This is a genomic window from Gracilibacillus sp. D59 (assembly GCF_052246695.1).
GTDB lineage: Bacteria > Bacillota > Bacilli > Bacillales > Amphibacillaceae > Gracilibacillus.
This window is the reverse complement of record NZ_JBQQCK010000013.1, coordinates 116,491-140,403: the sequence shown is the minus strand read 5'-3', so window position 1 is coordinate 140,403 and position 23,913 is coordinate 116,491. Positions and strand designations below refer to the sequence as shown.

Here is a 23,913-nt window from a genome sequence, read left to right as displayed (position 1 = left end):
TGTTTTCGTATGCTTCCAATACCATCCGTTTAAATTCAATAGTATAACCTTTTCTAGACATAAAAGTAACTCCCCCCAAGTAACAGATTTTTATTTTTTATCTGTCTACTTAGAAGGGAGCATATCATCTTAGAATTCGAAAAAAATCGTTCGGAGTTTATTTTTATCAAATCGCTTTTGTCCCAGCCACTAGCGTTGAATTAATATATCATAGCCTTGTTCTTCATTCGATATCAGGCATTTTTTCGGTGCTTTCCATAAATGACGAAGATATAGAAAATCAATATAAGATAAACTTAAATTAATAGCACCAAATAGCAGAAAATACGGGTAATAAGTCGGAACAAAATAACTGCCAATAATACAAGGTATAGTTATAAATAATGTCGGTGTCAATAAAGCAAAAAATAATGTCGGCTTGGTTATTTTGGAATGATTACCTACATGAAAATTCGGGAAAATTTTCTTTTCTAAAGTCCATTTTAATTGTAAGTTTTTATTCGTGAATTTTAATGGTAATATTCGCAATGCTTTATGCAGCAAAGGTAAAATCGCTAATCCAATTACAACAGGGATTAGGCCGTGATCTTTTACTACGACATCCTTATGAATCAATGTAAATGGTAAATACAAAAAGATAAAAGATAAAAGTCCAAATAATAAAGACAAAATAAGGCTTCGATAAAACCCAAGTTGTTTTGTAATATTGATGGAATCCCAACAGTTCATGAGGATCACCCCTCTTTCAATAATCGATTCAATTTAATAATACTACATGACTATAGTATGTTTTGTAGGAAAAATCAATAGGTTATTTGTAATTTTTTTAGCAATCGTTTACATTTTGTGGTAAGTATAACATGGGGACAAGGGAAATATTCGAAATAATTATTGGAAAAACCCCGACAGGTCCGCTTTGTACTAATTCGAAATAGATACAAACTAACTTATAATAATTATAAAATTTACTAAAATTTAATCTGAAAGTGGAGTATGCTTATTAGCTTATTAAAAAGCCATTAAAAAAGAACTGGCAATGCGCCAGTTCTTCGGATTAGTATTCTGTTTTTGCTTTTGTTTTGTCTTCCAGTTCTTTTAAACTTTCTTCAATTTGCGTAATATATTTTTGAATATTTTTTTGATGCGGTTCCACTGTTTTCTTCCAAGATTCAATTGATTCTTTGACATCTGCAGAAAGGTCCTTAATTAAAGCTGCCCCCTCTTTTGATGTTTTACTAATTTGTTCTTTAAGGTCGACACCTTCTGTTCTCAAATGGTTAATATAGCGCATAGTCTCATCGCTTTTCACTTTAACGTCAGTGCGTAATTCTTTTCCCGCCTTAGGTGTACTTAAAAGTGTAGCAGCAGCGCTTACTAATCCTCCAGCTAAAAAGCCGATTAATAATGACTTACTGTTAATCATTCCGAACACTCCTTTCATATATATAACATTCTCTTTTTCGTTAAAAATCAAACCATATTTTTTAAAAAAGTTAAAGGTTTGTAGTTATCTTAGAAGCCAAATCAGCTAAATCATACTGATCTTCATGTGTGATCCAATTAGGCTGAAAACCATCAGTTTCATCATAACGAGGTATGAGGTGAATATGTAAATGGAAGACAGATTGCCCAGCGGCCTCCTCGTTATTATTAAGTATATTAATTCCAGCTGGTTGAAATGATTCTTTTAGAGCATTTGCAATTTTCGGTACTCGTGCAAACAGTTTAGCTGCAAGTGCATCATCTGTTTCATATATGTTTTTAGTATGTTTTTTAGGTATGACTAAGGTATGGCCTTTCGTCACTTGACTAATGTCAAGGAATGCGTAAACGTCTTCGTCTTCATACACTTTTGCAGAAGGGATGTCACCTGCCACAATTTTGCAAAAAATACAATCTTCATGTGTTCCCATTTATCGATCGCTCCTTCTATTGATAAGTCTTATTATGCAATAACATCTACTTATATGTCTAGAACTTTAGCACCATATTCATGGAGTGAACATCTTTCCAGTTAGTGGTGCTATTCGCTTTATATCTATTATACATTATTTTTAATCTACTTTAAAACGACAAAGGGAAAAAAATAGCAGGAGTGCTACAAAACGATATATCGTTCTGTAACACATCCTGCATGAAGGGGAGAAGTTGTTGCTTTATCCTCGAACCGGGGAAGATTCATGTCGGATAAAGTGAGTGATTATCAAATATAAAACAATTGTTGATCCATTGTTTTTATCACTAAATGAAAGGATCGATATAACACTTTTTCTTTACCCCTTCATCTAATAGTTTGCTCATTAATTTTTTCTTTATTCAATTAAATTTTGGTATAATGAATAGGAAATGGTAATACGTATAATGAAGTGAAAATAGAAGGGACGGTAAATGATGGAACCTTTACTACATATTAAAGATCTAGAAGGTGGATATACACATAAAAATGTCCTACATGGTATTTCATATGATGTGAAACAGAATGAAATTGTCGGATTGATCGGTTTAAATGGTGCAGGAAAAAGTACGACGATTAAACATGTGATCGGATTAATGCAAGCAAAGAAAGGAATTGTCTCTATCAAAGGGAAGACATTCCAAGAAGCACCTGAAAGTTATAGACAACATTTTTCTTATATCCCGGAAATGCCTGTTTTGTATGATGAGTTAACATTAGAAGAACATTTGCGGTTAACAGCTATGGCTTATGAGTTACCAGAAGAAGTGTATCAGGCCCGTGTCACACCTTTGTTAAAAGAATTTCGATTAGAAAAGAAGTTAAAATGGTTTCCGATCCATTTTTCCAAAGGGATGAGACAAAAGGTGATGATTATGTGTGCGTATCTGGTCGAACCTGATTTGTATATTGTGGACGAGCCTTTTGTCGGATTAGATCCACTTGGAATTCAATCCTATCTGCAATTAATGAATCAAATGAAAGAGCAAGGTGCAGGTGTATTAATGTCTACTCATATCTTGGCAACGGCAGAGCGTTATTGCGATCGTTTTGTTATTCTTCATGATGGCTTGATTCGTGCAAAAGGTACCCTGGAAGAATTAAGGGCTGCTTTTGACCGTCCAAAAGCAACATTAGATGATCTTTACATCCAATTAACGAAAGAAGCCGATCAATATGCTTAATGCACATCGATTATTTGTTGAACGTTTATCTGCACATATGAAAGAACTAAGCCGTTATTTACGCTATATAGTTACAGGTCATATCGTGATCGCTATGGTGTTTATTGTCTCGGCCATGTCTGTTTATTACCAGCGGTTTCTAGAGGATATTCCTGACTATTTTCCATCAGCCTGGGTAATCGCGATTGTATTAGGTGTGGTAACCGCACACAGTCCGATTCAGACATTGTTAAAGAGGGCGGATATTGTATTTCTAATTCCTGCTGAGTCTCAACTTTCTAGTTATTTTACGCGAACTTTAGTCTACAGTTTTGTAACCCAGATTTACTTATTTGTCCTAGCGATGGCTGCTGTTGCACCGTTATATATGGCTGTTTTTTCTGAAAACTCGTCTTATGGGTTATTGTTCGTCGTATTGCTTATTATTAAAGGATGGAGCTTAGTGGCGAATTGGTGGATGTTACGTATTCGCGATAAAAATATCAGAGTCATGGATAAAGTTGTCCGTTTCTCCTTAATTGTGACGTTAGTTTATTTTTTTCTTGCTCAGGAGATAATCTTTTTAGCGGTGGTTACTGTTTTGCTGATTGTTCTTTTTGCCACTAATTATCAAACAGCTAGGAAACATAAGGCGTTAAATTGGGATTTGCTAATCGAGAGTGATTATTTGCGAATGCGCTCCTTTTACCGATTAGCCAATATGTTTACAGATGTTCCACATTTGGAAACACAGGTAAAAAAGCGCCATTGGCTATCGCGTTTGTTGACAGGATCGCTTCCTTTTCAACAGAAACAGGCGTATCCTTATTTGTATCGCTTAACAACAGTTAGAAGCGGAGAATACCTAGGCATATATATAAGACTGCTTGTCATTGGCGGGTTACTGATTTACTTCGTACCCAATCCATGGCTAAAGCTTATTTTTGCCTTATTATTTATGTATATGATCTTTTTGCAAGTGATCCCATTATGGAAGCACCATGCAACATTAGTATGGTTAGATCTTTATCCAATTGCACAACAAGTAAGAGAACAAGCATTTATTAAATGGATGCAGCAATTGATTTTCGTTGTCGCCCTTGTCTTTATTTTATTTCTGATCATTATCGGCGAGTGGTTAATGGGCATATTGATGGCAATTGCAAGTCTTATGTTTATCTTATTTGGAATCCCGAATTATTTGACCAAGAAAATTGGTGAAAATAATGTAAACCCGTTTCAATAATTGAAACGGGTTTTTTCATAAGTAAAGAAAGCATATAATCCGCGGTATCGACGCATTTGTAAGCAGAGTAGCCATTTTGAAATAGCTTGTACAGGAAACCATCGCTGCGGCTGTCCACTTCCCTTTCCACGGGATTTTCGCCTAAGCTAACTTTGGTAAGCAAAGAGCGCTTACCAAAGTGGATCTTAGTCGAAAATCATTCCGTAGGAGTGGAAGTGGACGGCCTCCGCTATGAAACTGTTCTACAACGTTTGTGACTGCTAACTTCTCGAGCTTTCTTAACCTGTGTAATAAAATTGGAATGTCAGCGAGTACATTCATAGTAGAGCAATAATTAGCGTAGGCGTCCACTTCGACTCCTGTGGGATCAGCGTGATCTGAAGATCCACTTTTGTAAAGCGATCTTCTTTACAAAAGTTAGCTGAAGACACGCCCCACGGAAAGCGAAGTGGGCAAGCCGCAGCGGTTGTTACGCCTATTATTCATGTCAAAATAACTACTTTGGATAGGACCGGGTGGGCTTTCCCGGTTTTTCTTATACTGTTAATAGTCCGTAAAACCCCGTTGATGGAAGTTCTACTTTATCATTTGAGTGCTAGGAGAAGCGGGATCGGATGGCTTTGTGCGTCCGCATGGAGTTATCCATTTTCATTCAACGTAGCAGCAATCAACATTTTTGCCGCTATTTTCATGGCTCGCTCGTCAAAATCAAACATCGGGTGATGGTGAGGTACGAAGCCATTTTCGATTTGGGCTCCTGTAAAGAAATAGGCACCAGGTATTTCTTCTAAATAATAGGCAAAATCTTCACCTGTCATACTTGGTACAATCATTTCAGCCTTCTCTACTTCTTTCACCTGTTCGGCAGCAGCTAATACCTTTTCAGCATGCTCTGCATGGTTGACAACAGGTCTGTATCCGTAGGTATAATCAAAATCATAGGATACATCATAGCCAATACATGTGCCTTTTAGCACTTTTTCGATTTCCCCTTTTATAAAATGTTGTACGTCCGGATTAAAGGTGCGTACCGTTCCATCAATCATCGCTACATCTGGAATAACATTGTACGCATCACCTGCATGAAATTGTCCGATCGATAGTACAGCTGTTTCTAATGGATCAATCCGTCTTGAGACAATTTGTTGTAGATTCGTTACAAGTTGTGAACCAACTACAATCGGATCTTTCGTCTGGTGTGGAATTGCTCCATGACCACCTTTTCCTTTTATTTCAATGGTGAAGTGATCTGCTGCTGCCATAAAGTTCCCACGTGATGTTTGAACGAGACCATAGGGTGTATTTGTCCAGAGATGAGTGCCATAAATGACATCAACATTCTCTAACACGCCTGCTTCAATCATTGGCTTGGCACCACCAGGGGCAAGTTCTTCAGCATGCTGATGAATGAAAACTACTGTGCCAGCAAGTTCTTCTTGGTGGTTTTTTAATACTTTGGCAACGGCAAGTAATGTCGTCGTATGACCGTCGTGTCCACAAGCATGCATAACACCGTCATTTTTAGATTTGTATGGCACATCCTTTTCATCTTGAATCGGCAGTGCATCAAAGTCAGCGCGTAATGCAACGGTTTTACCAGGCTTAGCACCTTTTAAGGTGGCTACAACACCGTTACCCCCGATATTTGCTTGATAGGGAATGTCTAATATTTTATATTGTTCCTGAATAAATGCTGCTGTTTTATGTTCTTGAAAGGAAAGCTCCGGATATTGGTGTAAAAACCTGCGCATTTCCACCATTTCATTATATAAATCATCAATTTCCTCATATAAAGTGTTCATCATGTCCTCACCCCACAGAAGATTTTCTTTTTATCACGGTGCTAATCGTCCGCAAAATCCCTACTTCAATGTTTGAGTGAATCTAAGAAGCTAAATGGGGATAACGGATGTTCACACCCTGATAAATTTCGCTAACCATCAGTGGGAGTCAAAAATCCCCACTGATGGAAGTCTTACTTTATTATACCATAGATTCCTAGATTTTCGTTTTTGTAAGCAGGTGGATATTATAGAACAAAAAAACAACCTCCAAACAAATGGAAGTTGTTTTTTCTATATTAAAAAAAGGGGGGGGTTAGTGAATTATTGAAAGCTCTTGTCTGACAAAAGTCGCTCTGTTTCTTCTTTATGACTAGTTTCATCTGCAATAATATCTTCTAATTTCACAACTAGTTCGGTTAAACCAAGCTCATCTGCTTGTTGTTTTCTTTTTTCATAACGCTCAATTGTTTCTTTTTCAGCTTGATAAGTAGCTTCTAACAAATCTTTAACATCTGTTAGTTGTTCGACTTTTGCTGGTGTTGTAGTTGGAGTACCACCTAATGTTTTGATTTTGTCGGATAAATATAAAGCATGTCCAATCTCATCATTTATTTCATCTTCAAAAAATGGTTTCAAAAAGGAACGATATAATCCAGAAACAACGGATGCATGGTACGTATACATGATCGTTGCCGCATATTCATTTGCTAAATCCTCATTTAATCCATCAATTAAAGTTTGTAATTTTTCTTGATCTTGGGCCATTAACTTCAACATCCTTTCTTATTTATGTTTCCATTATATGTCTACCCTTATGGAGAAATATTAAACATATAAATCGGATTATTTTTTGTTGGCGAATGTTTAATCCTATGTTATCCTTTTCCTGTAAGTAAAAAAAATACGAATGAACACTAGGGGAGCCATTTGGCTGAGACGAATCTTCGGACCCTTTGAACCTGATCTGGTTAACACTAGCGGAGGGAAGTGGTAGAAAAGCGATAATTAATTGAAGCTTTCGATACATACCACTCGTCCATGCTGGATGGGTGGTTTTTTATTTCCTTTAGGTCAAAGGAGGTTGTACCAATGCAAGGAATTCACCTAATTTCCAATGGCAGATTGACAGAAAATGATTTGCAGTTTGTGCCAGAGAATATCGATAAGGTTGATTTTATTCACCTTCGGGAAAAGACTAAAACAGCAAAAGAAATAGTGGAAATGATTGATTTGTTGGTAGAATCAGGTGTACCAGCAGATCGGATCATTATCAATGACCGTGTAGATGTAGCATGGGTAAAAAAGTGTAAAGGAGTCCAGCTTGCATTTCATAGTATTCCAGTTGCAGATGTAAAAAACTCCTTCCCAATTCGTATCGGTAAGTCAGTACATTCCCTGGTCGAAGCCATCGCTGCGGAACAAAATGGCGCGGATTTTCTACTTTATGGCCATATTTTTCCAAGTAATTCTAAACAAGGCATCGAACCAAGAGGTGTAGCTGCGTTAACAGAACTTACCGAAAATGTTTCGATTCCTGTTATCGCCATTGGCGGAATTACCGAACTAAATATGAGCGAAGTACTGGATGCTGGTGCTAGCGGTGTGGCAATTATGTCAGGAGTATGGGATGCCGAAGATCCTACCAATGCATTGAAGTGTTACCGCAAAGTGTTCGACAAAAGGAAGGAGGGACATCTTGACTAAACGATTCGATCAAATCATTGTTGGCGGTGGAGTTATGGGAGCATCGATTGCCTATGAATTAAGTAAAAGAGGTTACCATGTACTACTGTTGGAAGAGAATATAATTGCTGGTGAGGCATCGAGTGCTGCAGCTGGCATGTTAGGCGTACAAATGGAGTTCGAACAGGACTCACCATTATTTCGCTTTGCCAAAGAAAGCCGTGACTTATATTCTCGTTTAGCAAAAGATTTACTGGAAGAGAGTGGTATAGATATTCAGTTAATCGAGAAGGGTGCATTGAAGTTAGTCTATCATCAAGATGAAATCGATGATCTCAAAAGAATTGCAAGTTTTCAAACACAACAAAAAGTGGAGGCAAAAGTGATTTCACCGGCAAGTATACCGGAAAAAGAACTTGCTACCGATTTTTATGCAGCTCTTTATTGTCCGACAGAAGGTCAAGTATCAGCGCCACATGTAACGAAAGCATTTGCGAAAGCTGCAGAACATTATGGTGCTGTGATTCAAGAACAGACGAAGGTGCAAGATATCCTGAGTGAAAACGGGAAAGTCAAAGGCGTGAAGACAGATGAAAAAGTGTACACCGCTGAAAGTGTCATCATGACTTGCGGTTTTAAGAGTTCTCATTTTTCTCGGTATGTTAATCAACTTACACCTGTGAAAGGCGAATGTCTGTCCGTTGTTACGGAAAAGCCTCTTATTCAATCGACCATTTTTACAGAAGGTTGTTATCTCGTTCCCAAAAGAGGTAATCGAATCATTATTGGCGCAACTTCAAAGCCAAACCAAACCGATAAAAACGTGAAAGTAGCAAGTGTTCTTCATTTGTTATCACGGGCCAAACAGATACTTCCGGCATTAAATCAGGCAACCATAGAAGAGGCCTGGGCAGGTGTACGTCCACTAACAAAAGATGGTCTTCCCTATTTAGGAGAAGTACCAGGTGTATCAGGATTATATGTCGCAACTGGCCATTACCGAAATGGTATATTGCTAGCACCGAGAACATCAACATTTCTAGCAGATATCGTCGAAGGGAAACAAGTCAATCAAACTTATTTGGAGGCGTTTTCGTTAAAGAGAGAAAGTATCATTTCAGTGTAGAAAGGAGGGCTGATATTGGAGATTATCGTGAATGGAGACCCGCTAAAAGTAAGAGAAGGTATCACTAATATTGAAGAATTAATCCAAGAATTGCGTTTGGAGAAGAAATCATTAATTGTGGAGCATAACCAAACCATTTTAAAAAAAGAAAAACATAAAGAAACGGCAATTTCAGAGGGTGACAAATTGGAAATTGTTCATTTTGTAGGAGGAGGATAACACAATGCTTAAAGTAGGTAATTATACATTCAATTCTCGATTATTTTTAGGGACAGGTAAATATCCAAACTATGATATTCAAAAACAAGCGGTAGATGTATCTGAAACAGAAGTATTAACTTTTTCGGTACGTCGGATGAATATTTTTGATGCAGACCAGCCGAACTTTTTGGAAAAAATAGATTTGAAGAAGTATCGTTTTCTACCAAACACAGCTGGTGCCAAAAATGCGGAAGAAGCAGTAAGAATTGCTAAATTAGCGGATGCATCAGGTCTATGTGACATGGTCAAAGTAGAGGTGATCGGTTGTGACAAAACATTGCTTCCAGATCCTGTTGAAACGTTAAAAGCGACAGAGACATTACTAGCTGAGGGGTTTACTGTACTGCCATACACGTCTGACGATGTCGTACTTGCTAGAAAACTAGAGGAATTAGGTGTGCATGCGATTATGCCAGGAGCTTCGCCAATTGGTTCTGGGCAAGGCATTATTAATCCATTAAACTTGCAATTTATTATCGAGCAATCTAGTGTTCCCGTGATTGTAGATGCTGGAATTGGTTCGCCGAAAGATGCTGCCTATGCTATGGAACTAGGAGCAGATGGTGTTCTTCTCAATACGGCTGTTTCTGGTGCGAATGATCCTGTCAAAATGGCTGAAGCTATGAAATTAGCAGTGGAAGCGGGGCGATTAGGATTTGAAGCAGGTCGAATAGCGAAGAAAGAATATGCGGTAGCAAGTAGTCCTAAGGAAGGGATAAGTGTTGGTGAATAGTCGTTATCATCGCCAAATGCTCTTCGAACCAATTGGCGAAACAGGACAAAAAAGATTACAGGAAAGCCATGTCGTAATTGTTGGTGTTGGTGCACTTGGTTCAAGCAGTGCGGAAATGTTAGCAAGGGCTGGAGTAGGAACGTTAACCTTAATTGATCGTGATTATGTGGAAGAAACCAATTTGCAACGGCAACAGCTTTTTTCAGAAGAAGATGTCCGAATGCAAACACCTAAAGTAATTGCCGCTAAAAAAAGGTTGGAGGCAATTAATCATTTGACTCAAATCCATGCAGAAGTGATTGATGCCGGTGTGGAGGAATTAGAAGCAATTGTACCGAAAGTGGATGTGGTGATTGATGCCACAGACAATTTTGATACAAGATTAATTATTAATGATATTTGTCAAAAACATCAAAAACCATGGATTTATGGAGCTTGTGTAGCAAGTTATGGTGTGACGTTCACGGTTTTACCTGAGGAAACACCATGTTTGCAATGCTTAATGGATCATATACCAAGTGATGGAGCAACGTGTGATACGGTCGGGATCATTAGTCCAGCAGTACAAATGGTTGTCTCTCATCAGGTAACAGAGGTGCTGAAAATAATTACGGGGAATCATGATGCACTTTCGGGGAAATTAATCGCTTTTGATTTATGGAAAAATCAGCAAATGGAATTGAAGGTGGCGAGTTTAAAAGATGACACGTGTCCATCATGTGTGAAAAAACAATACCCACATTTAACATATCAATCTCAACTGAAAACAGCGGTACTATGTGGTCGGAATACGGTCCAAATAAGAACAAGTGCAGAAAAAATCATTCACTTTGATGAAATGAAAAAACATTTGGAACACAATCAACAAATTAAATTGTTTAGCAATCCATATTTGTTATCATTTGAGATCGATAAATATCGTGTGGTCGTATTCCGAGATGGACGTACGCTCATTCATGGCACAAAAAATGTACAAGAAGCTAAAAAAGTATATTATCAGTTTGTAGGATGAGAATGAAACAATAGTAGAATAGTATCTTAAACAAAGAAAATCCGAAAGTTGATTCAACATTCTATGGTTAGAATGAATCAGTTCGGATTTCTTTGTTTTATATTGGCTATGCTCCTAACGCTTTACCATTTTCCTTTTAATAGTTTCTCCGCTTGAATACGAGTTGCTCGTTGAGTTCCGTATTTTTTCTTAAGATCGAGAAACTTTGCCTCACGTTGAAGTTTACGGAAACTTTTAAACCGTTCTTCAGAAAGCACTCCACTACTAATGGCTTTTTTTACTGCACAGCCAGGTTCTGATCTATGATGACAATCACGAAATTTACACTGTCCTTCCAGTTCCTCAATATCTTGAAATGTTTGACTTGCTGCATCTTCAGTCGACCATAGTTGCAATTCTCGGATGCCCGGTGTGTCGATTATAATTCCACCATCTGGTAAAAGGAATAACTCTCGCTCTGTTGTTGTATGACGTCCTTTCGCATCATCTTCTCTTATGCTTTGGGTTTTTTGCACTTCTTCTCCGAGGAGACGGTTAATTAATGTTGATTTGCCAACACCGGAAGAACCGAGAAGTGAAATTGTTTTGCCTGTGTGAAGGAATGGGGTAAGCTGATCCATTCCCTCATTATGGAGAGCATCGACTGTTAATATGGGAAGACCAATGGCGATCTCTTCAACAGCTCTTAACTTCTCATCGACATCTTCACATAAATCTTTCTTCGTTAAAATGAATACCGGGGATGCTCCGCTTTCATATACTTGTGTTAAAAAACGTTCCATCCTTCTAACGTTAAAGTCATTATTTAATGCACTGACGAGAAATACAGTGTCAAGATTGGCAGCTATTAGCTGTTCCTGTTGTTTTTCCCCAGCAGCATGACGAGATAATACACTTTTCCGTTCTAACACTTGGTGGATAATTCCTTTTGAGTCTGTTGTTGTGTAATCAAACAGTACCCAATCACCTACGCAAGGAAAATCACGTGCATGTTCTGCATGATGAAAAAATTTCCCGGATACTTCGCAATGAATGCTACCCTTTACAGAATAGACAAGATATATACCGTTCGCAGATTTAGCTACTCGACCAACCGTATATGGGGTGTCTTTTACTAGTTCTTGATAGGAATGGTCAAACCCTAATTCATTTAAATTGTACAAATTTTTTCCTCCTCTAACATAACAGGAGGATAGAGCTATACGTTAAAAGCGTTACCCTCTCTGTTTCGTAACTGTTTTCTCTGAGACTCTCGATTATATACAATGCTCATAAGTCATCACGCTCCTTTATAGTTGTTGGTGTTAGTATACCAAATTTGATGTGAAATGCCATACTTCCTCTTCTTTCATAAACAAAGGTTTTCATTTTCACAATTCGTTCATTTGTTTTTCAATTGCTTGTATGTATAATTAATGTGAGAGGAGAATGTGAACGAAATGGACAAGAATAAGGAATCACTTTTATTTATTGTTTGGGCATGTAGCCTTATCGCAACAATGGGAAGTTTGTTTTATTCCGAAGTTATGAAATTTGTACCTTGTGAATTGTGCTGGTATCAACGAATCTTAATGTATCCACTCGTTGTCATTTATGGGTATGCTGTCTATAAAAAAGATATCCGATACGCTTTTCCAGGGCTAATTTTAAGTGGAATAGGAATATTTGTTTCAAGCTATCATTATCTAATTCAAAAAGTCCCTGCACTGCACGAGTCAGGTGATGCATGTGGTCTGATCCCTTGTACGACGACTTATGTGAATTATCTAGGTTTTGCATCAATTCCTTTTCAAGCATTGATAGGTTTTCTTGTTATCTTTGCCATTCACATTTATATAATTGTTCAACAAAGGAGCGTTTAAAGTGAAAAAAATGGTAATATTTGTATCATTGCTCGTTGTGATTTTTGGAGCATTGATATTTGTCGTGAACTATCAAAATTCTAAGCAATTAGAGGGTGTAGATAATCCTTATAATAAATCAGATTTAGATCAAGCCACAATTGATCAATTGGACGATCCGATGTATCAAAATCAAATCTTACCTGATGAATTAGCGAGCAAATTGAACAGTGGTGAAGATGTTACAGTTTACTTCTACAGTCCAACATGTATCCATTGCCAACGAACTACACCTGAATTGGTACCAATTGCAGAAGAATATGGTGTGGATTTAGTGAAATTGAATTTGTTAGAGTTTGATAATGCGTGGGGAGAATTTAATATTGAAAGCACACCTACGATGGTACATTATGAAGGTGGAGAAGAAGCTGCAAGAATAGTTGGTGAACAACCACAAGCTAATTTTGAGAATTTCTTTGAGCAAGAAGTTCTAGCAGAAGCTGATGACTCATAAAAGTTATCAGCTTCTGCTTTTTTTAAAGTGTCCAATAAAGTTGGAAAAGTGTCCAACAAATGCAAAAAAGTGTCCAATAAACATGCTAAAGTGTCCAGTAAAATGACACTAACTAATCTTCATCGTCTTCCCCAACTTGGAAGGATTCTGTATAGATCGATCCAGCTATATAGGAATCTTCTTTTTTATTAGGAAGTGGGTTTGTCTTTTTCCATGCATGATAATCTTTCGGATCTTCCCATTCCACTAGTAAGATATAGGAATTTCCCCTAAATGGTCGCAATAATCTAGCAGCAACTCCCCCACTTAATTCCTTCACTTTCTGCTTATAATTCAATTCAAATATTGGTCGTCCTTCATCTGTAACAGGAATATGTGACAAACTAATAAATCCTGTCTCTGTTAACTCACCTACCTGTTCCAGCACGAGATAATCTCTGCTTGTTTCAAAAATAGATGAACTTGTATCCTCATAATAAGCGACAGCTTTTACTCCGTTGTGCATAAGAATAAATGGGGAGATAGAATGCTTATTTTTCAGTGTCTCCAAATATTGATAGGTTCCATTTGTCATATAGCCATTCATTATTTGCCTCCTTTTAGTACTTTTTTCTATTATAACATTCGTCGCATGGATAGATTTTGTGATAAAATGAGACTATTGTCGAAATTTAAGAGAAAGGTGGTGTAACAGTTTGGATAAAGAAAAAATACACAAGCTTTTCCAGTCTGTCTGGTCCTGGATCAAACGTTACAAATGGTACTCGATTATTTTCGCGTCCATGTTTTTATTATCGGTCTTAGGCTATCTTTTTATTATATTTGGTGGACGCATTGTTTTTGATGAGCGAGCGGTTATCTTGCCGACTGCTTCGAAGGTGGTTGCTGAAGATGGCACTGTATTAGGAAAATTATACAACGAGAATAGAGATTATGTCACATTGGAGCAAATCCCGGACCATGTAGAAGAAGCATTTATCGCAATTGAAGACCAGAGTTTCTATGAACACGCTGGCATTTCTTTACCTGCTGTTACACGTGCCATTTACCGCGATATAATAGCAATGAGCAAGGTAGAAGGTGGCAGTACAATCACACAGCAATTGGCTAAAAACCTTTTTTTAGTTCATGATAAAACATGGATGAGAAAAACAAAGGAAGTTATGGCATCGGTTTATCTAGAACGAAATTATACCAAATCTCAAATTTTGGAGCTTTATTTAAATGAAGTATATCTTGCTCATGGGATATATGGAGTAGGTACAGCTGCTGATTACTTTTTTGGAAAAGATATAAAGGATGTAACGATAGAAGAGGGAGCAATGCTTGCAGCTATGGTGAAAGCGCCAAATTCGTATTCACCACTTCATGATTTGGAAAAAGCGAAACAAAGAAGAGATCTGGTACTCCAGCAAATGGAAAGTGTTGGTGATATTTCAACCGAGCAAATGCTAAAATTGCAAGCAACAGAAATTAAAATAAAGGATCAAAAAGAAGAAAGAGATCCATGGCTAGATGATTATTTTGCATACGTGTTGGAAGAACTAGAAACTACATATGGCTTAAGTCGTGATGCATTAAAACGTGGTGGCTATACAGTGGAAGTGCATATGGACCCTGCGATACAAAAAATTGCCTATGACCAAATGCAGGATAATGATTTTTATCACGGATCAAATAATGCTGTAGATGGTAGTTTTGTATTAATGGAACAAAAAACTGGTCAATTAAAGGCGTTAATTGCAGGGCGGGATTTCCAATTAACTGATACTAATCATCTTTTAACCAAGAAACAACCCGGTTCTGTGATGAAACCTCTAGCCGTTTATGGACCAGCAATGCAGTTAGGAAAATACCAACCATATGATATGATTCCAGACCGCGATATCGAATATGATGATGGATATCGTGTTCAAAATGTGGACGGTCAATTTGCTGGAGAAGTAAGTATGATTCAAGCAGTAGTTGAATCGAAAAATGCTCCTGCTGTCTGGTTACTCGATCAAATTGGCATCAGTTACAGTAAATCAATTTTGGAAAAAATGCATATCGATATCAGTGATCAAGGGTTGGCAATTGCTTTAGGTGGTTTAAAAAGAGGAATTACACCAATCCAGGTAGCAGAAGGTTACCGTACCTTCATTAGTGGAGGGCAATGGCTTGAAGCAAGAAGTGTACGATCTGTTTATAACAGAGAGCAGGAACAAGTACAGCCTAAAGGTCAGAAACAAGAAAATGTATTTAATTCGCAAACTGCTTGGAATATGCTACGTATGCTGGAAGGGGTAACAAAGGAAGGAACCGGTACAGCTGGTGAATACGCCAAAGCATTGGCAGGAAAAACAGGTTCAACCCAACATCCAAAGAGAGAAGGAGCGATCAAGGATGCTTGGTTTGCTGGTATTACTCCTGAATATGTGACAGCTGCATGGATCGGATATGAAAATGCAACAGCAGAAAATTATTTAACAACAGGTTCCGAAGCAACGACGAGATTAACGAAATCCATTTTAACCGAAATTGATAAAAGGCTGCCGTTAACAGCAAAATTTGAACAGCCGGGTGATGTAGAAGATTTACCTGAGCCGATCCAATTACCAACGATCAACGATTTTACGGCATCTATTCAGTTTGGCGGTTTTTCATTACTACGCGGTGAGTTAAACTGGACACCTGCTGAAGATAAACGTATTGTCTATCGTATCTATGAACGCGGTGAAGACGAAGGTCATTTAATTGGAGAAGTGGAAGGCAAAGGTACGTATACTGTTAGTCGCATCAATGTTTTCCATACTGGTGAATATTACGTCGTACCATATAATCCATTAACGAAACAACAAGGTGAGCCATCCAATATTGCGTCTTTAGAGTTTGACTTTTAGCCTCGAACTATTTACAATTACTTTTTAGTTATAATAATTACAATTTAGTGAACGTTTTTGAAAAATACTATACAGGATCAAGCAAACCTTCTATAGTAGAATAGAATGGTAAAAAAGGGTGAAATAAATGACAAAATTTAATGATACGATATTAAAAGCATTTAGAGGAGAAGAAACAGATTACACACCTGTCTGGTACATGCGACAAGCAGGCAGATCACAAAAAGAATACCGTGAATTAAAAAAGAAATATTCTTTATTTGAAATTACTCACCAGCCAGAACTTTGTGCCTATGTGACAAGGTTACCGGTAGAAATGTATAATGTGGATGCTGCAGTTTTATATAAAGATATTATGTCGCCTTTACCTGCGATTGGTGTGGATGTGGAAATTAAATCAGGCATCGGTCCTGTCATAGATAATCCAATTGTATCATTACGTGACATTGAAAAACTGGGAACGATCGATCCGGAGAGTGATGTTCCTTACGTATTAGATACGATTCGCTTATTGACGAAAGAGCAGTTAAATGTCCCATTGATAGGATTTAGTGGTGCACCATTTACTTTAGCAAGTTATATGATTGAAGGCGGTCCATCTAAAAATTATCATAAAACAAAAGCATTGATGTACAGTGACTCGAAAGCATGGTTTGCATTGATGGATAAACTGGCGGACATGACTATTACGTACGTCAAAGCACAGGTCAATGCTGGTGCACAAGCCATCCAAATTTTTGATTCGTGGGTCGGTGCATTAGATTTAACTGATTATCGCACTTATATTAAACCAATAATGAATCGCATTTTTAGTGAGCTACGTGAAACCAATGTCCCACTGATTATTTTTGGCGTAGGTGCAAGCCATCTAATAACAGAATGGAATCACTTACCTGTTGATGTAATTGGTCTCGATTGGCGGATGTCGATCAAAGAAGCTCGTGAGTTAGATGTAACGAAAGCATTACAAGGAAACCTTGATCCAGCCTTTCTGGTATCCGATTGGGAAGTAGTGGAAGAGAAAGCAAAACAAATTATCGATGAAGGAAAAGCACATCCTAGCCATATTTTTAACTTAGGACACGGTGTAACTCCTGAAATTAGTCCAGATCGATTAAAAAAATTAACTTCATTCATACATGAATATTCGAAAAGATAAGAAAGGATGTCTCATCATGGCAAAGAAAAAAGTAGGATTACTCGTAATGGCATATGGTACGCCATATAAAGAAGCAGATATTGAACGTTATTACACAGACATTCGTCACGGACGCAAACCAACCAAGGAAATGCTAGATGATTTAACAGAGCGTTATCAAGCTATTGGTGGTATTTCCCCACTTGCACGCATTACCGAAGAACAGGCGCAAAGCCTACAAGCTCGTGCAAATAAAATCCAGGACGATGTAGAATTTGTTTATTATTTAGGATTAAAACATATTGAACCGTTTATTGAAGATGGTGTACAACAAATGGCAGAAGACGGTATTCAAGAAGCAATTTCCATTGTACTTGCCCCACACTATTCTACATTTAGTGTCAAATCATATAACGGAAGAGCGCAGGAAGAAGCAGACAAACATGGTATTACCATTAATTCAGTAGAAAGCTGGTATGATGCAGAAGGCTTTATTAACTACTGGGCAGATGCTATTACAGAGGAATACCAAAAAATCGAAAACAAAGATAAAGCAGTACTAATAGTTTCTGCACATAGTTTACCAGAGAAGATTTTACAAAATGGTGATCCATACCCGCAACAATTAGAACGGACAGCTGAATTAATTCAAGAAAAAACAGGTATCCCAAATGTTGAAATTGGCTGGCAAAGCGAAGGTAACACGCCAGATCCTTGGTTAGGTCCAGATGTACAGGATTTAACTCGTGATCTTTTTGAACATAAAGGATATGAATCCTTCATTTATGCTCCAGTTGGCTTTGTTGCCGATCACTTAGAAGTACTCTATGACAATGATTATGAATGTAAAGTGGTATGTGATGAAATTGGTGCAACTTATTATCGTCCACCAATGCCAAACGTCAACACAGCGTTTATTAATACGTTAGCAGGAATTGTAGCAGATAAATACCAGAGTGATGGTGAGTCATGAAAAAGATTACGATTATAGGCGGCGGTATAGCAGGTCTTACTGCAGCCTTTTATTTAGATCAAAAGGTTAAAGATCAGAACTTAGACTATCAAGTCCAACTTTTAGAAGCAAGCAACCGTTTAGGTGGGAAAATCAATACCGAGAGACACGAAGGTTTTACAATTGAAAGAGGTCCTGATTCTTTTTTAATTCGTAAACAATCGGCAGAACGCCTAGCACATAATGTTGGTGTCGGCGATAAGTTAGTTAAGAATGGGACAGGAAAATCATATATTTTAGTTGGTGATCAGCTTCATAGCATGCCCCAAGGCTCTTTCATGGGAATACCAACACAAGTCCGTCCATTTTTAGCTTCTAGTTTGTTCAGTGTAACAGGCAAATTACGAGCAGGCATGGATTTTGTGCTGCCTAAGGGTGAAGCACGGGACGATCAGTCACTTGGAAAATTTTTTAGACGTCGGTTAGGTGATGAAGTCGTTGAGAATTTAATCGAACCATTATTATCGGGAATTTATGCTGGTGATATGGATGATTTAAGTTTGATGGCGACATTTCCGAATTTTTATCAATTGGAACAACAATATGGCAGTATCATTCGTGGCCTGCAAAAAACAATGCCAGCACCGAAACAACCAACAGGCAAGAAAAGAAGCATGTTTTATAGCTTAGAAGGTGGTTTGGAAACATTAGTAGAAGCAGTCGAATCATCATTATCAGATGGCATTGTCCAAAAAGGCAAAGCGGTTAATAAGATTACGACGTCAGAAGACGGTTATCAATTAGAGTTAAAAGGTGGGTCTAAGATTACATCTGATGTGATTTTAATCGCTACACCTTATCCTGTTATGAAACAGATGCTCAAATCTTATGATGTTGTTGGAGATCTGGATAATATGAAAGCTACTTCTGTTGCTAATGTAGCCTTAGCATTTGATCGATCTGCCATTAAGGAAGATATTGATGGTACTGGATTTGTGGTATCGCGTAATAGTAATTATCGTATTACTGCATGTACGTGGACACATAAAAAATGGCCAAATACTGCTGCACCAGAAGGAAAAGCATTACTTCGTTGTTATGTAGGGCGTCCAGGAGATGAAGAGGTCGTCGAGTTATCTGATGAAACATTAGAAGAAATTGTCTTACACGATTTGAACAAAATTATGAAAATAGAAGGTGAACCATTATTCTCGGTTGTATCTCGCTGGAAAGATGCGATGCCACAATATGGTATTGGGCATAAACAATTAGTAGAAAAATTGGAGAATGGACTAGCTTCAGAGCTTCCTGGCGTTTTCATTGCTGGTAGTCCATACCGAGGAATCGGAATCCCCGACTGTATTGACCAAGGAGAAGCAGCCGTCGAAAAAATAATAGACTTCCTAGCAGAGTAACTTTAACAAGTGCTCTGCTTTTTATTTACAAAGATAGTGCAAAGTTATACGCTTCAGACATCAACGAAGCCTACAATGAAGCATTACTAGAAGACGCAGGTGTATCATCACGGGGTCTTCGGACACGTGCTGGTCCTGTAGGAGTCTGGGTATCCTGCTTCCGCTTTGCGTAGTGTTCTGTTTTTTGAAAGAAGTAATACATGGGAATAGGTTTCCGGGTATTTCCGCTTTCAAAAGCTAGAAAAATGTTATTAGCGTAGGCAGAATGCGGAGACTCCTGTGGGAACAGCACGAGCTGAAGATCCACTTGGTAAAGTGGTTTTCTTTACCAAGTTAGCTGAAGCCGTGCCCACGGAAAGCGCAGTATTCTGCCGAAGCGGTATTCAACACTATCTTTCAGAAGAACGGAAGTCTTAATGGTTATTTATGTTTTTAAAGACAAAAAAAAGCAGCTATTTTAATAGCTGCAGGTGTCCGTCTTTTACATATATCTTGATTAATTGGATGGGAATGTTCATCATCCTCGTTCAGCAGGATAAGAAGGATGAAAGAAACGTAAGATATGGGTGTAAAAGACTTAACAGGTTAGATGGCGGGATGACTGCAGTTGTCACAGATGTTATGATAACAATCTGCTTGTTCTACAATATCATTTCCGCACTTACTACACTTTTTTCTGGGAATGTTGCGAAAGAATTCAACGATGCTCTTCATCAAGTACCCTCCCAAAAGCGTGTCGTAATATTATTGTATTATAACAAAAACAAAAAATCAACTATTTGTATTAGTACAATTTCAAAAAAATTGTTTTCTCTATATACTTCTTTTATACTAGTAATGAGAATCAGTAACTAAAGGAGTGCCATAAAACATGAAATTTATAGATAATAAAGGAGTTACCGATCCATATATTAATCTAGCCATTGAAGAGTATGTACTAAAAAACTTTGGTGAGGAAGATACGTACTTATTATTTTACATAAATGGACCATCCATTATCATCGGGAAAAATCAGAATACAGTTGAAGAAATCAATACAGACTATGTGGACGAAAATGGTATCAAAGTTGTCCGCCGCTTATCTGGTGGTGGAGCGGTCTATCATGATGAAGGTAACTTGAACTTCAGTTTTATTACAAAAGATGACGGTGACAGTTTCCACAATTTTGCTAAGTTCACAGAACCAGTCGTGGAAGCTTTGAAAAAATTAGGTGTACCGGCAGAGCTAAAAGGACGAAACGATTTAGTTGCTGACGGACGCAAAATTTCTGGAAATGCACAATTCACGACAAAGGGCCGTATGTTCAGTCATGGTACGTTAATGTATGATTCAGAAATCGAAAATGTTGTACGTTCGCTAAACGTAAAAACAGAAAAAATTAAATCTAAAGGCATTAAATCAATTAGAAGCCGTGTTGCCAACATTTCTGAATTCATGGATGAAAAATTATCGGTGGAGGCTTTGAAAGCACATATTCTCAAACACGTTTTTGACGTAGAAAAAGTAGAGGATGTTCCACAATACGTGCTTACAGACGAAGATTGGGACAACATTCATCAATTATCACAAGAACGTTACCAACAATGGGAATGGAATTATGGTAAATCACCGAAATTTAATATTCAGCACTCACATAAATTTGATGGCGGCTTAGTTGATGTTCGACTTGATGTTCATAAAGGTATTATTGAGCAGTGTACCATCTATGGTGATTTCTTTGGTGTCGGTGATGTTAAAGAGCTAGAAGAAAAATTGAAAGGTGTTCGCTATGAGCGCCAAAAAATCGATGAAGTACTAAGCAACATAGATGTGTCGCATTATTTAGGGAAAATTACAAAAGAAGACTTCTTAGGGTTAATCTATTAAGTAACTGAATATCAAATATGAACATGTAGCCCCGTTTTATGACAGTGAAGCGGGGTTATGTTTATGCTAAATTTCTATAAAATGATTAGAATCAATCAGTTTTAGTATATAATGGTAATAAATCAGCTAATAAATGGAGACGGATGTCATGAAAAAAATCATCATTGGATATATCTTGTATATATTGAGCTTATTTGTATACTTCTATTTTCTTTATCCACTCACATCCTATAGTGAAACCCGATATGGGGCATTGGCTCATGCCTTTTTCTTTGCGATGTTGCCATTGCAGCTATTGCTATTATACATACTGATGAAGAAAACGGACATCATGGAAAAACTCGAACAAATGCAATCGGAAGCAAAAAAGGTCTTATTATATGTCACATTACTGACATTCTTAGATTATCTGATTCACTTTCCCTTTCGCTTCATCTGGTATAGGATCACGATTGAAGAAGGTATAAGGACACAAGGGTTTCTTTCATGGTTTACTGAGCAATTACTAAGCACAGGATTATTTTGGCTATCATTCTTGCTTATCATCTTTATAACACGAGCAGTTATGAAAAGATGGCCGAAAATATGGGGAGTGATTCTTTGGTTTCTTGCGATTCCGGTGGTACTGTTTGTTGTATTTGTACAACCAATTTGGATTGATCCGCTTTTTGATGATTTTCAGCCACTGAAGCAGGGAGAACTACGAGAAGAAATCGAAACCTTAACAGCTGATGCCGGGATTAATGATGCCACCCTTCTTGTTGTCAACAAAAGTGAAAAAGTGTCTACATATAATGCTTATGTGACAGGGATTTTCGATCATGCTCGAATTGTATTATGGGACACAACAATTAACGGAATGAAACAAAGTGAAATTTTATTTATTATGGCACATGAAATTGCTCATTACATCTATCATCATGTTTATTGGGGAATTGGTTTATATCTAGTGCTAACTTTTCTTGTATTGCTGGTGCTACAAAGATGGACTCGTTCATGGAAAAGTAGTTATTCGTTACCGTCTTTAACCAAATTATTATCGATTACAGTAGTGATACTAATGCTGATGCAGCCCCTGTCACTTTGGCTATCAAGACAGATGGAGAGACAGGCAGACCAGTATGCAATCAACCATACGGAGGACTTAGATCCAGCGCTTACAAGCTACCGGTTATTAGCCGAACAATCGAAAGCAGATATATCACCAGCTCCATGGATTGCATGGTTCCGCTCCAGTCACCCATCGATAGCGGATCGTATTGAACGAATCGAAGAAGAAATAAAAAATCGTGAAACGAACCGCTAACTTGATTCGTAAATAGAGTAGAGGTGGTTGAATTGGATACATATTATCAAAAAATTGTTAAAGCTCAAGAAGACAAACGCAAATTAAATCGAGTAAAGCATGAGCGAAAGGAATTAGCAGTTGAATTAGAAAAGCTGGAAAAACAAAAACATGAATTCTATCAACAACTGCAAGATGAAAAAGTGGATGTTGAAAAACTGGAATCCTTTAGTGTTGCTAACCTTTTTTATTCGATAACCGGACAAAAATTAGAAAAAATCGATGAAGAGAAACAGGAAGTCGCAAGAGCACAATTGCGCTACCAGGAAGCAAAAGCTTCTGTTCAAGATCTGCAAGAAGATATCTCTGCATTAGACGAGCAAATTCGTGAATTGGGAGATCCTGATGTCCGTTATCAGAATTTATTAGAAGAGAAATATCATCACTTGTTGGATACCAATCATGACAGTGGGCAACAAGCACTTGAAGTATTAGAAGAATTAGGGAACATGCAAGATGAGAAATCCGAAATTGCCGAAGCGATTGATGCAGGAGAAAAAGTAAAAAGAGCTCTGTCATCGGCTCGTTCTTCACTAGACAGTGCGAAAAATTGGGGAACGGTCGACATGTTTGGCGGAGGCTTAATTTCTACTTCCTTAAAACACAGTCATATTGATGATGCCAAACAGGCAACTCATGATGCTCAGCGATTATTACGTAAGTTTTCACATGAATTAAATGATATTGGCAAATCATTTCAGGCAAATATCGAGATTTCTGGTGGCTTAACCTTTGCCGACTACTTTTTCGACGGCCTTATTATGGACTGGTTTGTCCAAGATAAAATTAACCAATCAGAACAACAAGTGAGTGAAATGTATCAGAAAGTAGAGGAGACGATCTCACAATTAAAGCGCCTCAACCAGGATGTTAATAATACTATTGATCAAGCAAATCATAAGTGGGAACAAATTATATATCATGCAACATAAAAGAGACCCTCGATTTATATATCGGGGGTTTTTGTAATCATGGAACTAACTTAATGGGGTTTTCA

General features: G+C 37.6%; 24 protein-coding genes and 1 riboswitch. Of the genes, 16 read left to right on the top strand and 8 right to left on the bottom strand.

Annotated features, from left to right (window positions below; translation table 11 throughout):
- Positions 1-189: 189 nt before the first annotated feature.
- The 3 genes from ACTWP4_RS19030 to ACTWP4_RS19020 form a co-directional block, all read right to left on the bottom strand.
- Positions 190-729, bottom strand: a complete 540-nt coding sequence (locus ACTWP4_RS19030) for a DUF3267 domain-containing protein (protein WP_443130365.1) — start codon at positions 727-729, stop codon at positions 190-192.
- A 325-nt stretch (positions 730-1,054) separates the two neighbouring features.
- Complete coding sequence (locus ACTWP4_RS19025) at positions 1,055-1,423, bottom strand: YtxH domain-containing protein (protein ID WP_443130364.1); 369 nt, start codon at positions 1,421-1,423, stop codon at positions 1,055-1,057.
- Between the two features lie 70 nt (positions 1,424-1,493).
- Entirely contained in the window at positions 1,494-1,913 is a 420-nt protein-coding gene (locus tag ACTWP4_RS19020; protein WP_443130363.1) for an HIT family protein, read from the bottom strand.
- A 478-nt stretch (positions 1,914-2,391) separates the two neighbouring features.
- On the opposite strand from ACTWP4_RS19020, the gene ACTWP4_RS19015 reads away from it, so the two are divergent.
- Complete coding sequence (locus ACTWP4_RS19015) at positions 2,392-3,138, top strand: ABC transporter ATP-binding protein (protein WP_443130368.1); 747 nt, start codon at positions 2,392-2,394, stop codon at positions 3,136-3,138.
- Complete coding sequence (locus ACTWP4_RS19010) at positions 3,131-4,363, top strand: ABC transporter permease (RefSeq protein WP_443130362.1); 1,233 nt, start codon at positions 3,131-3,133, stop codon at positions 4,361-4,363. Before ACTWP4_RS19015 ends, ACTWP4_RS19010 begins: the two co-directional genes overlap by 8 nt.
- Positions 4,364-5,001: 638 nt before the next feature.
- Here the strand turns inward: ACTWP4_RS19010 and ACTWP4_RS19005 are convergent.
- Both ACTWP4_RS19005 and ACTWP4_RS19000 read right to left on the bottom strand, forming a co-directional pair.
- Positions 5,002-6,168 carry a M20 metallopeptidase family protein gene (locus ACTWP4_RS19005; protein WP_443130361.1) on the bottom strand — a complete coding sequence of 389 codons (1,167 nt, stop codon included), beginning with the start codon at positions 6,166-6,168 and terminating at the stop codon, positions 5,002-5,004.
- Between the two features lie 300 nt (positions 6,169-6,468).
- The gene (locus ACTWP4_RS19000) at positions 6,469-6,912 is read right to left on the bottom strand and encodes a ferritin-like domain-containing protein (protein ID WP_443130360.1); all 444 of its coding nucleotides are present in this window, start codon (positions 6,910-6,912) and stop codon (positions 6,469-6,471) included.
- Between the two features lie 141 nt (positions 6,913-7,053).
- Positions 7,054-7,150, top strand: a riboswitch (TPP riboswitch).
- A gap of 86 nt (positions 7,151-7,236) precedes the next feature.
- Here ACTWP4_RS19000 and ACTWP4_RS18995 point away from each other — a divergent pair.
- Genes ACTWP4_RS18995 through ACTWP4_RS18975 form a run of 5 tightly spaced genes read left to right on the top strand, consistent with a single transcriptional unit; the run spans position 7,237 to position 10,962 of the window.
- A complete protein-coding gene (locus ACTWP4_RS18995) occupies positions 7,237-7,851 on the top strand; it encodes a DUF561 domain-containing protein (RefSeq protein ID WP_443130359.1) in 615 nt (204 codons plus the stop codon).
- Positions 7,844-8,956, top strand: a complete 1,113-nt coding sequence (gene thiO, locus ACTWP4_RS18990; protein WP_443130358.1) for a glycine oxidase ThiO — start codon at positions 7,844-7,846, stop codon at positions 8,954-8,956. Before ACTWP4_RS18995 ends, thiO begins: the two co-directional genes overlap by 8 nt.
- A 15-nt stretch (positions 8,957-8,971) precedes the next feature.
- Positions 8,972-9,175 carry a sulfur carrier protein ThiS gene (gene thiS, locus ACTWP4_RS18985; protein ID WP_443130357.1) on the top strand — a complete coding sequence of 68 codons (204 nt, stop codon included), beginning with the start codon at positions 8,972-8,974 and terminating at the stop codon, positions 9,173-9,175.
- Between the two features lie 4 nt (positions 9,176-9,179).
- Positions 9,180-9,950: a thiazole synthase gene (locus tag ACTWP4_RS18980; RefSeq protein ID WP_443130356.1), complete on the top strand. Its 771-nt coding sequence runs from the start codon at positions 9,180-9,182 to the stop codon at positions 9,948-9,950.
- Positions 9,943-10,962 (top strand): MoeB/ThiF family adenylyltransferase, encoded by a 1,020-nt coding sequence (locus tag ACTWP4_RS18975; RefSeq protein ID WP_443130367.1) that lies wholly within the window; start codon positions 9,943-9,945, stop codon positions 10,960-10,962. The genes ACTWP4_RS18980 and ACTWP4_RS18975 overlap by 8 nt, the downstream gene beginning before the upstream one ends.
- Positions 10,963-11,084: 122 nt before the next feature.
- Here the strand turns inward: ACTWP4_RS18975 and rsgA are convergent, their stop codons facing one another.
- Positions 11,085-12,125, bottom strand: a complete 1,041-nt coding sequence (gene rsgA / locus ACTWP4_RS18970) for a ribosome small subunit-dependent GTPase A (protein ID WP_443130355.1) — start codon at positions 12,123-12,125, stop codon at positions 11,085-11,087.
- Between the two features lie 276 nt (positions 12,126-12,401).
- Here rsgA and ACTWP4_RS18965 point away from each other — a divergent pair, with 276 nt between their 5' ends.
- A complete protein-coding gene (locus ACTWP4_RS18965) occupies positions 12,402-12,824 on the top strand; it encodes a disulfide oxidoreductase (RefSeq protein ID WP_443130354.1) in 423 nt (140 codons plus the stop codon).
- Position 12,825: 1 nt separating this feature from the next.
- Complete coding sequence (locus ACTWP4_RS18960; RefSeq protein WP_443130353.1) at positions 12,826-13,317, top strand: thioredoxin family protein; 492 nt, start codon at positions 12,826-12,828, stop codon at positions 13,315-13,317.
- Between the two features lie 112 nt (positions 13,318-13,429).
- Here the strand turns inward: ACTWP4_RS18960 and ACTWP4_RS18955 are convergent, their stop codons facing one another.
- Positions 13,430-13,903 (bottom strand): antibiotic biosynthesis monooxygenase family protein, encoded by a 474-nt coding sequence (locus ACTWP4_RS18955; RefSeq protein WP_443130352.1) that lies wholly within the window; start codon positions 13,901-13,903, stop codon positions 13,430-13,432.
- Between the two features lie 109 nt (positions 13,904-14,012).
- On the opposite strand from ACTWP4_RS18955, the gene ACTWP4_RS18950 reads away from it, so the two are divergent.
- The 4 genes from ACTWP4_RS18950 to hemY all read left to right on the top strand — a co-directional run bounded on the left by ACTWP4_RS18950 (position 14,013) and on the right by hemY (position 19,704).
- Positions 14,013-16,199, top strand: coding sequence for a transglycosylase domain-containing protein (locus ACTWP4_RS18950; RefSeq protein WP_443130351.1), 2,187 nt, complete (start codon positions 14,013-14,015; stop codon positions 16,197-16,199).
- A gap of 127 nt (positions 16,200-16,326) precedes the next feature.
- Positions 16,327-17,358: a uroporphyrinogen decarboxylase gene (gene hemE / locus ACTWP4_RS18945; RefSeq protein WP_443130350.1), complete on the top strand. Its 1,032-nt coding sequence runs from the start codon at positions 16,327-16,329 to the stop codon at positions 17,356-17,358.
- Positions 17,359-17,374: 16 nt separating this feature from the next.
- Complete coding sequence (gene hemH, locus ACTWP4_RS18940; RefSeq protein WP_443130349.1) at positions 17,375-18,310, top strand: ferrochelatase; 936 nt, start codon at positions 17,375-17,377, stop codon at positions 18,308-18,310.
- Complete coding sequence (gene hemY, locus ACTWP4_RS18935) at positions 18,307-19,704, top strand: protoporphyrinogen oxidase (RefSeq protein ID WP_443130348.1); 1,398 nt, start codon at positions 18,307-18,309, stop codon at positions 19,702-19,704. Before hemH ends, hemY begins: the two co-directional genes overlap by 4 nt.
- A 585-nt stretch (positions 19,705-20,289) precedes the next feature.
- Here the strand turns inward: hemY and yhfH are convergent.
- Positions 20,290-20,418, bottom strand: a complete 129-nt coding sequence (yhfH, locus tag ACTWP4_RS18930; protein WP_091480275.1) for a protein YhfH — start codon at positions 20,416-20,418, stop codon at positions 20,290-20,292.
- A 157-nt stretch (positions 20,419-20,575) separates the two neighbouring features.
- Between yhfH and ACTWP4_RS18925 the strand changes: the two genes are divergently transcribed.
- From ACTWP4_RS18925 to ACTWP4_RS18915, 3 genes are all read left to right on the top strand, one after another.
- Positions 20,576-21,571: a lipoate--protein ligase gene (locus ACTWP4_RS18925; protein ID WP_443130347.1), complete on the top strand. Its 996-nt coding sequence runs from the start codon at positions 20,576-20,578 to the stop codon at positions 21,569-21,571.
- Between the two features lie 148 nt (positions 21,572-21,719).
- The gene (locus tag ACTWP4_RS18920; protein WP_443130346.1) at positions 21,720-22,877 is read left to right on the top strand and encodes a M48 family metalloprotease; all 1,158 of its coding nucleotides are present in this window, start codon (positions 21,720-21,722) and stop codon (positions 22,875-22,877) included.
- A 32-nt stretch (positions 22,878-22,909) separates the two neighbouring features.
- A complete protein-coding gene (locus ACTWP4_RS18915) occupies positions 22,910-23,848 on the top strand; it encodes a hypothetical protein (RefSeq protein WP_443130345.1) in 939 nt (312 codons plus the stop codon).
- Positions 23,849-23,913 lie beyond the last annotated feature (65 nt).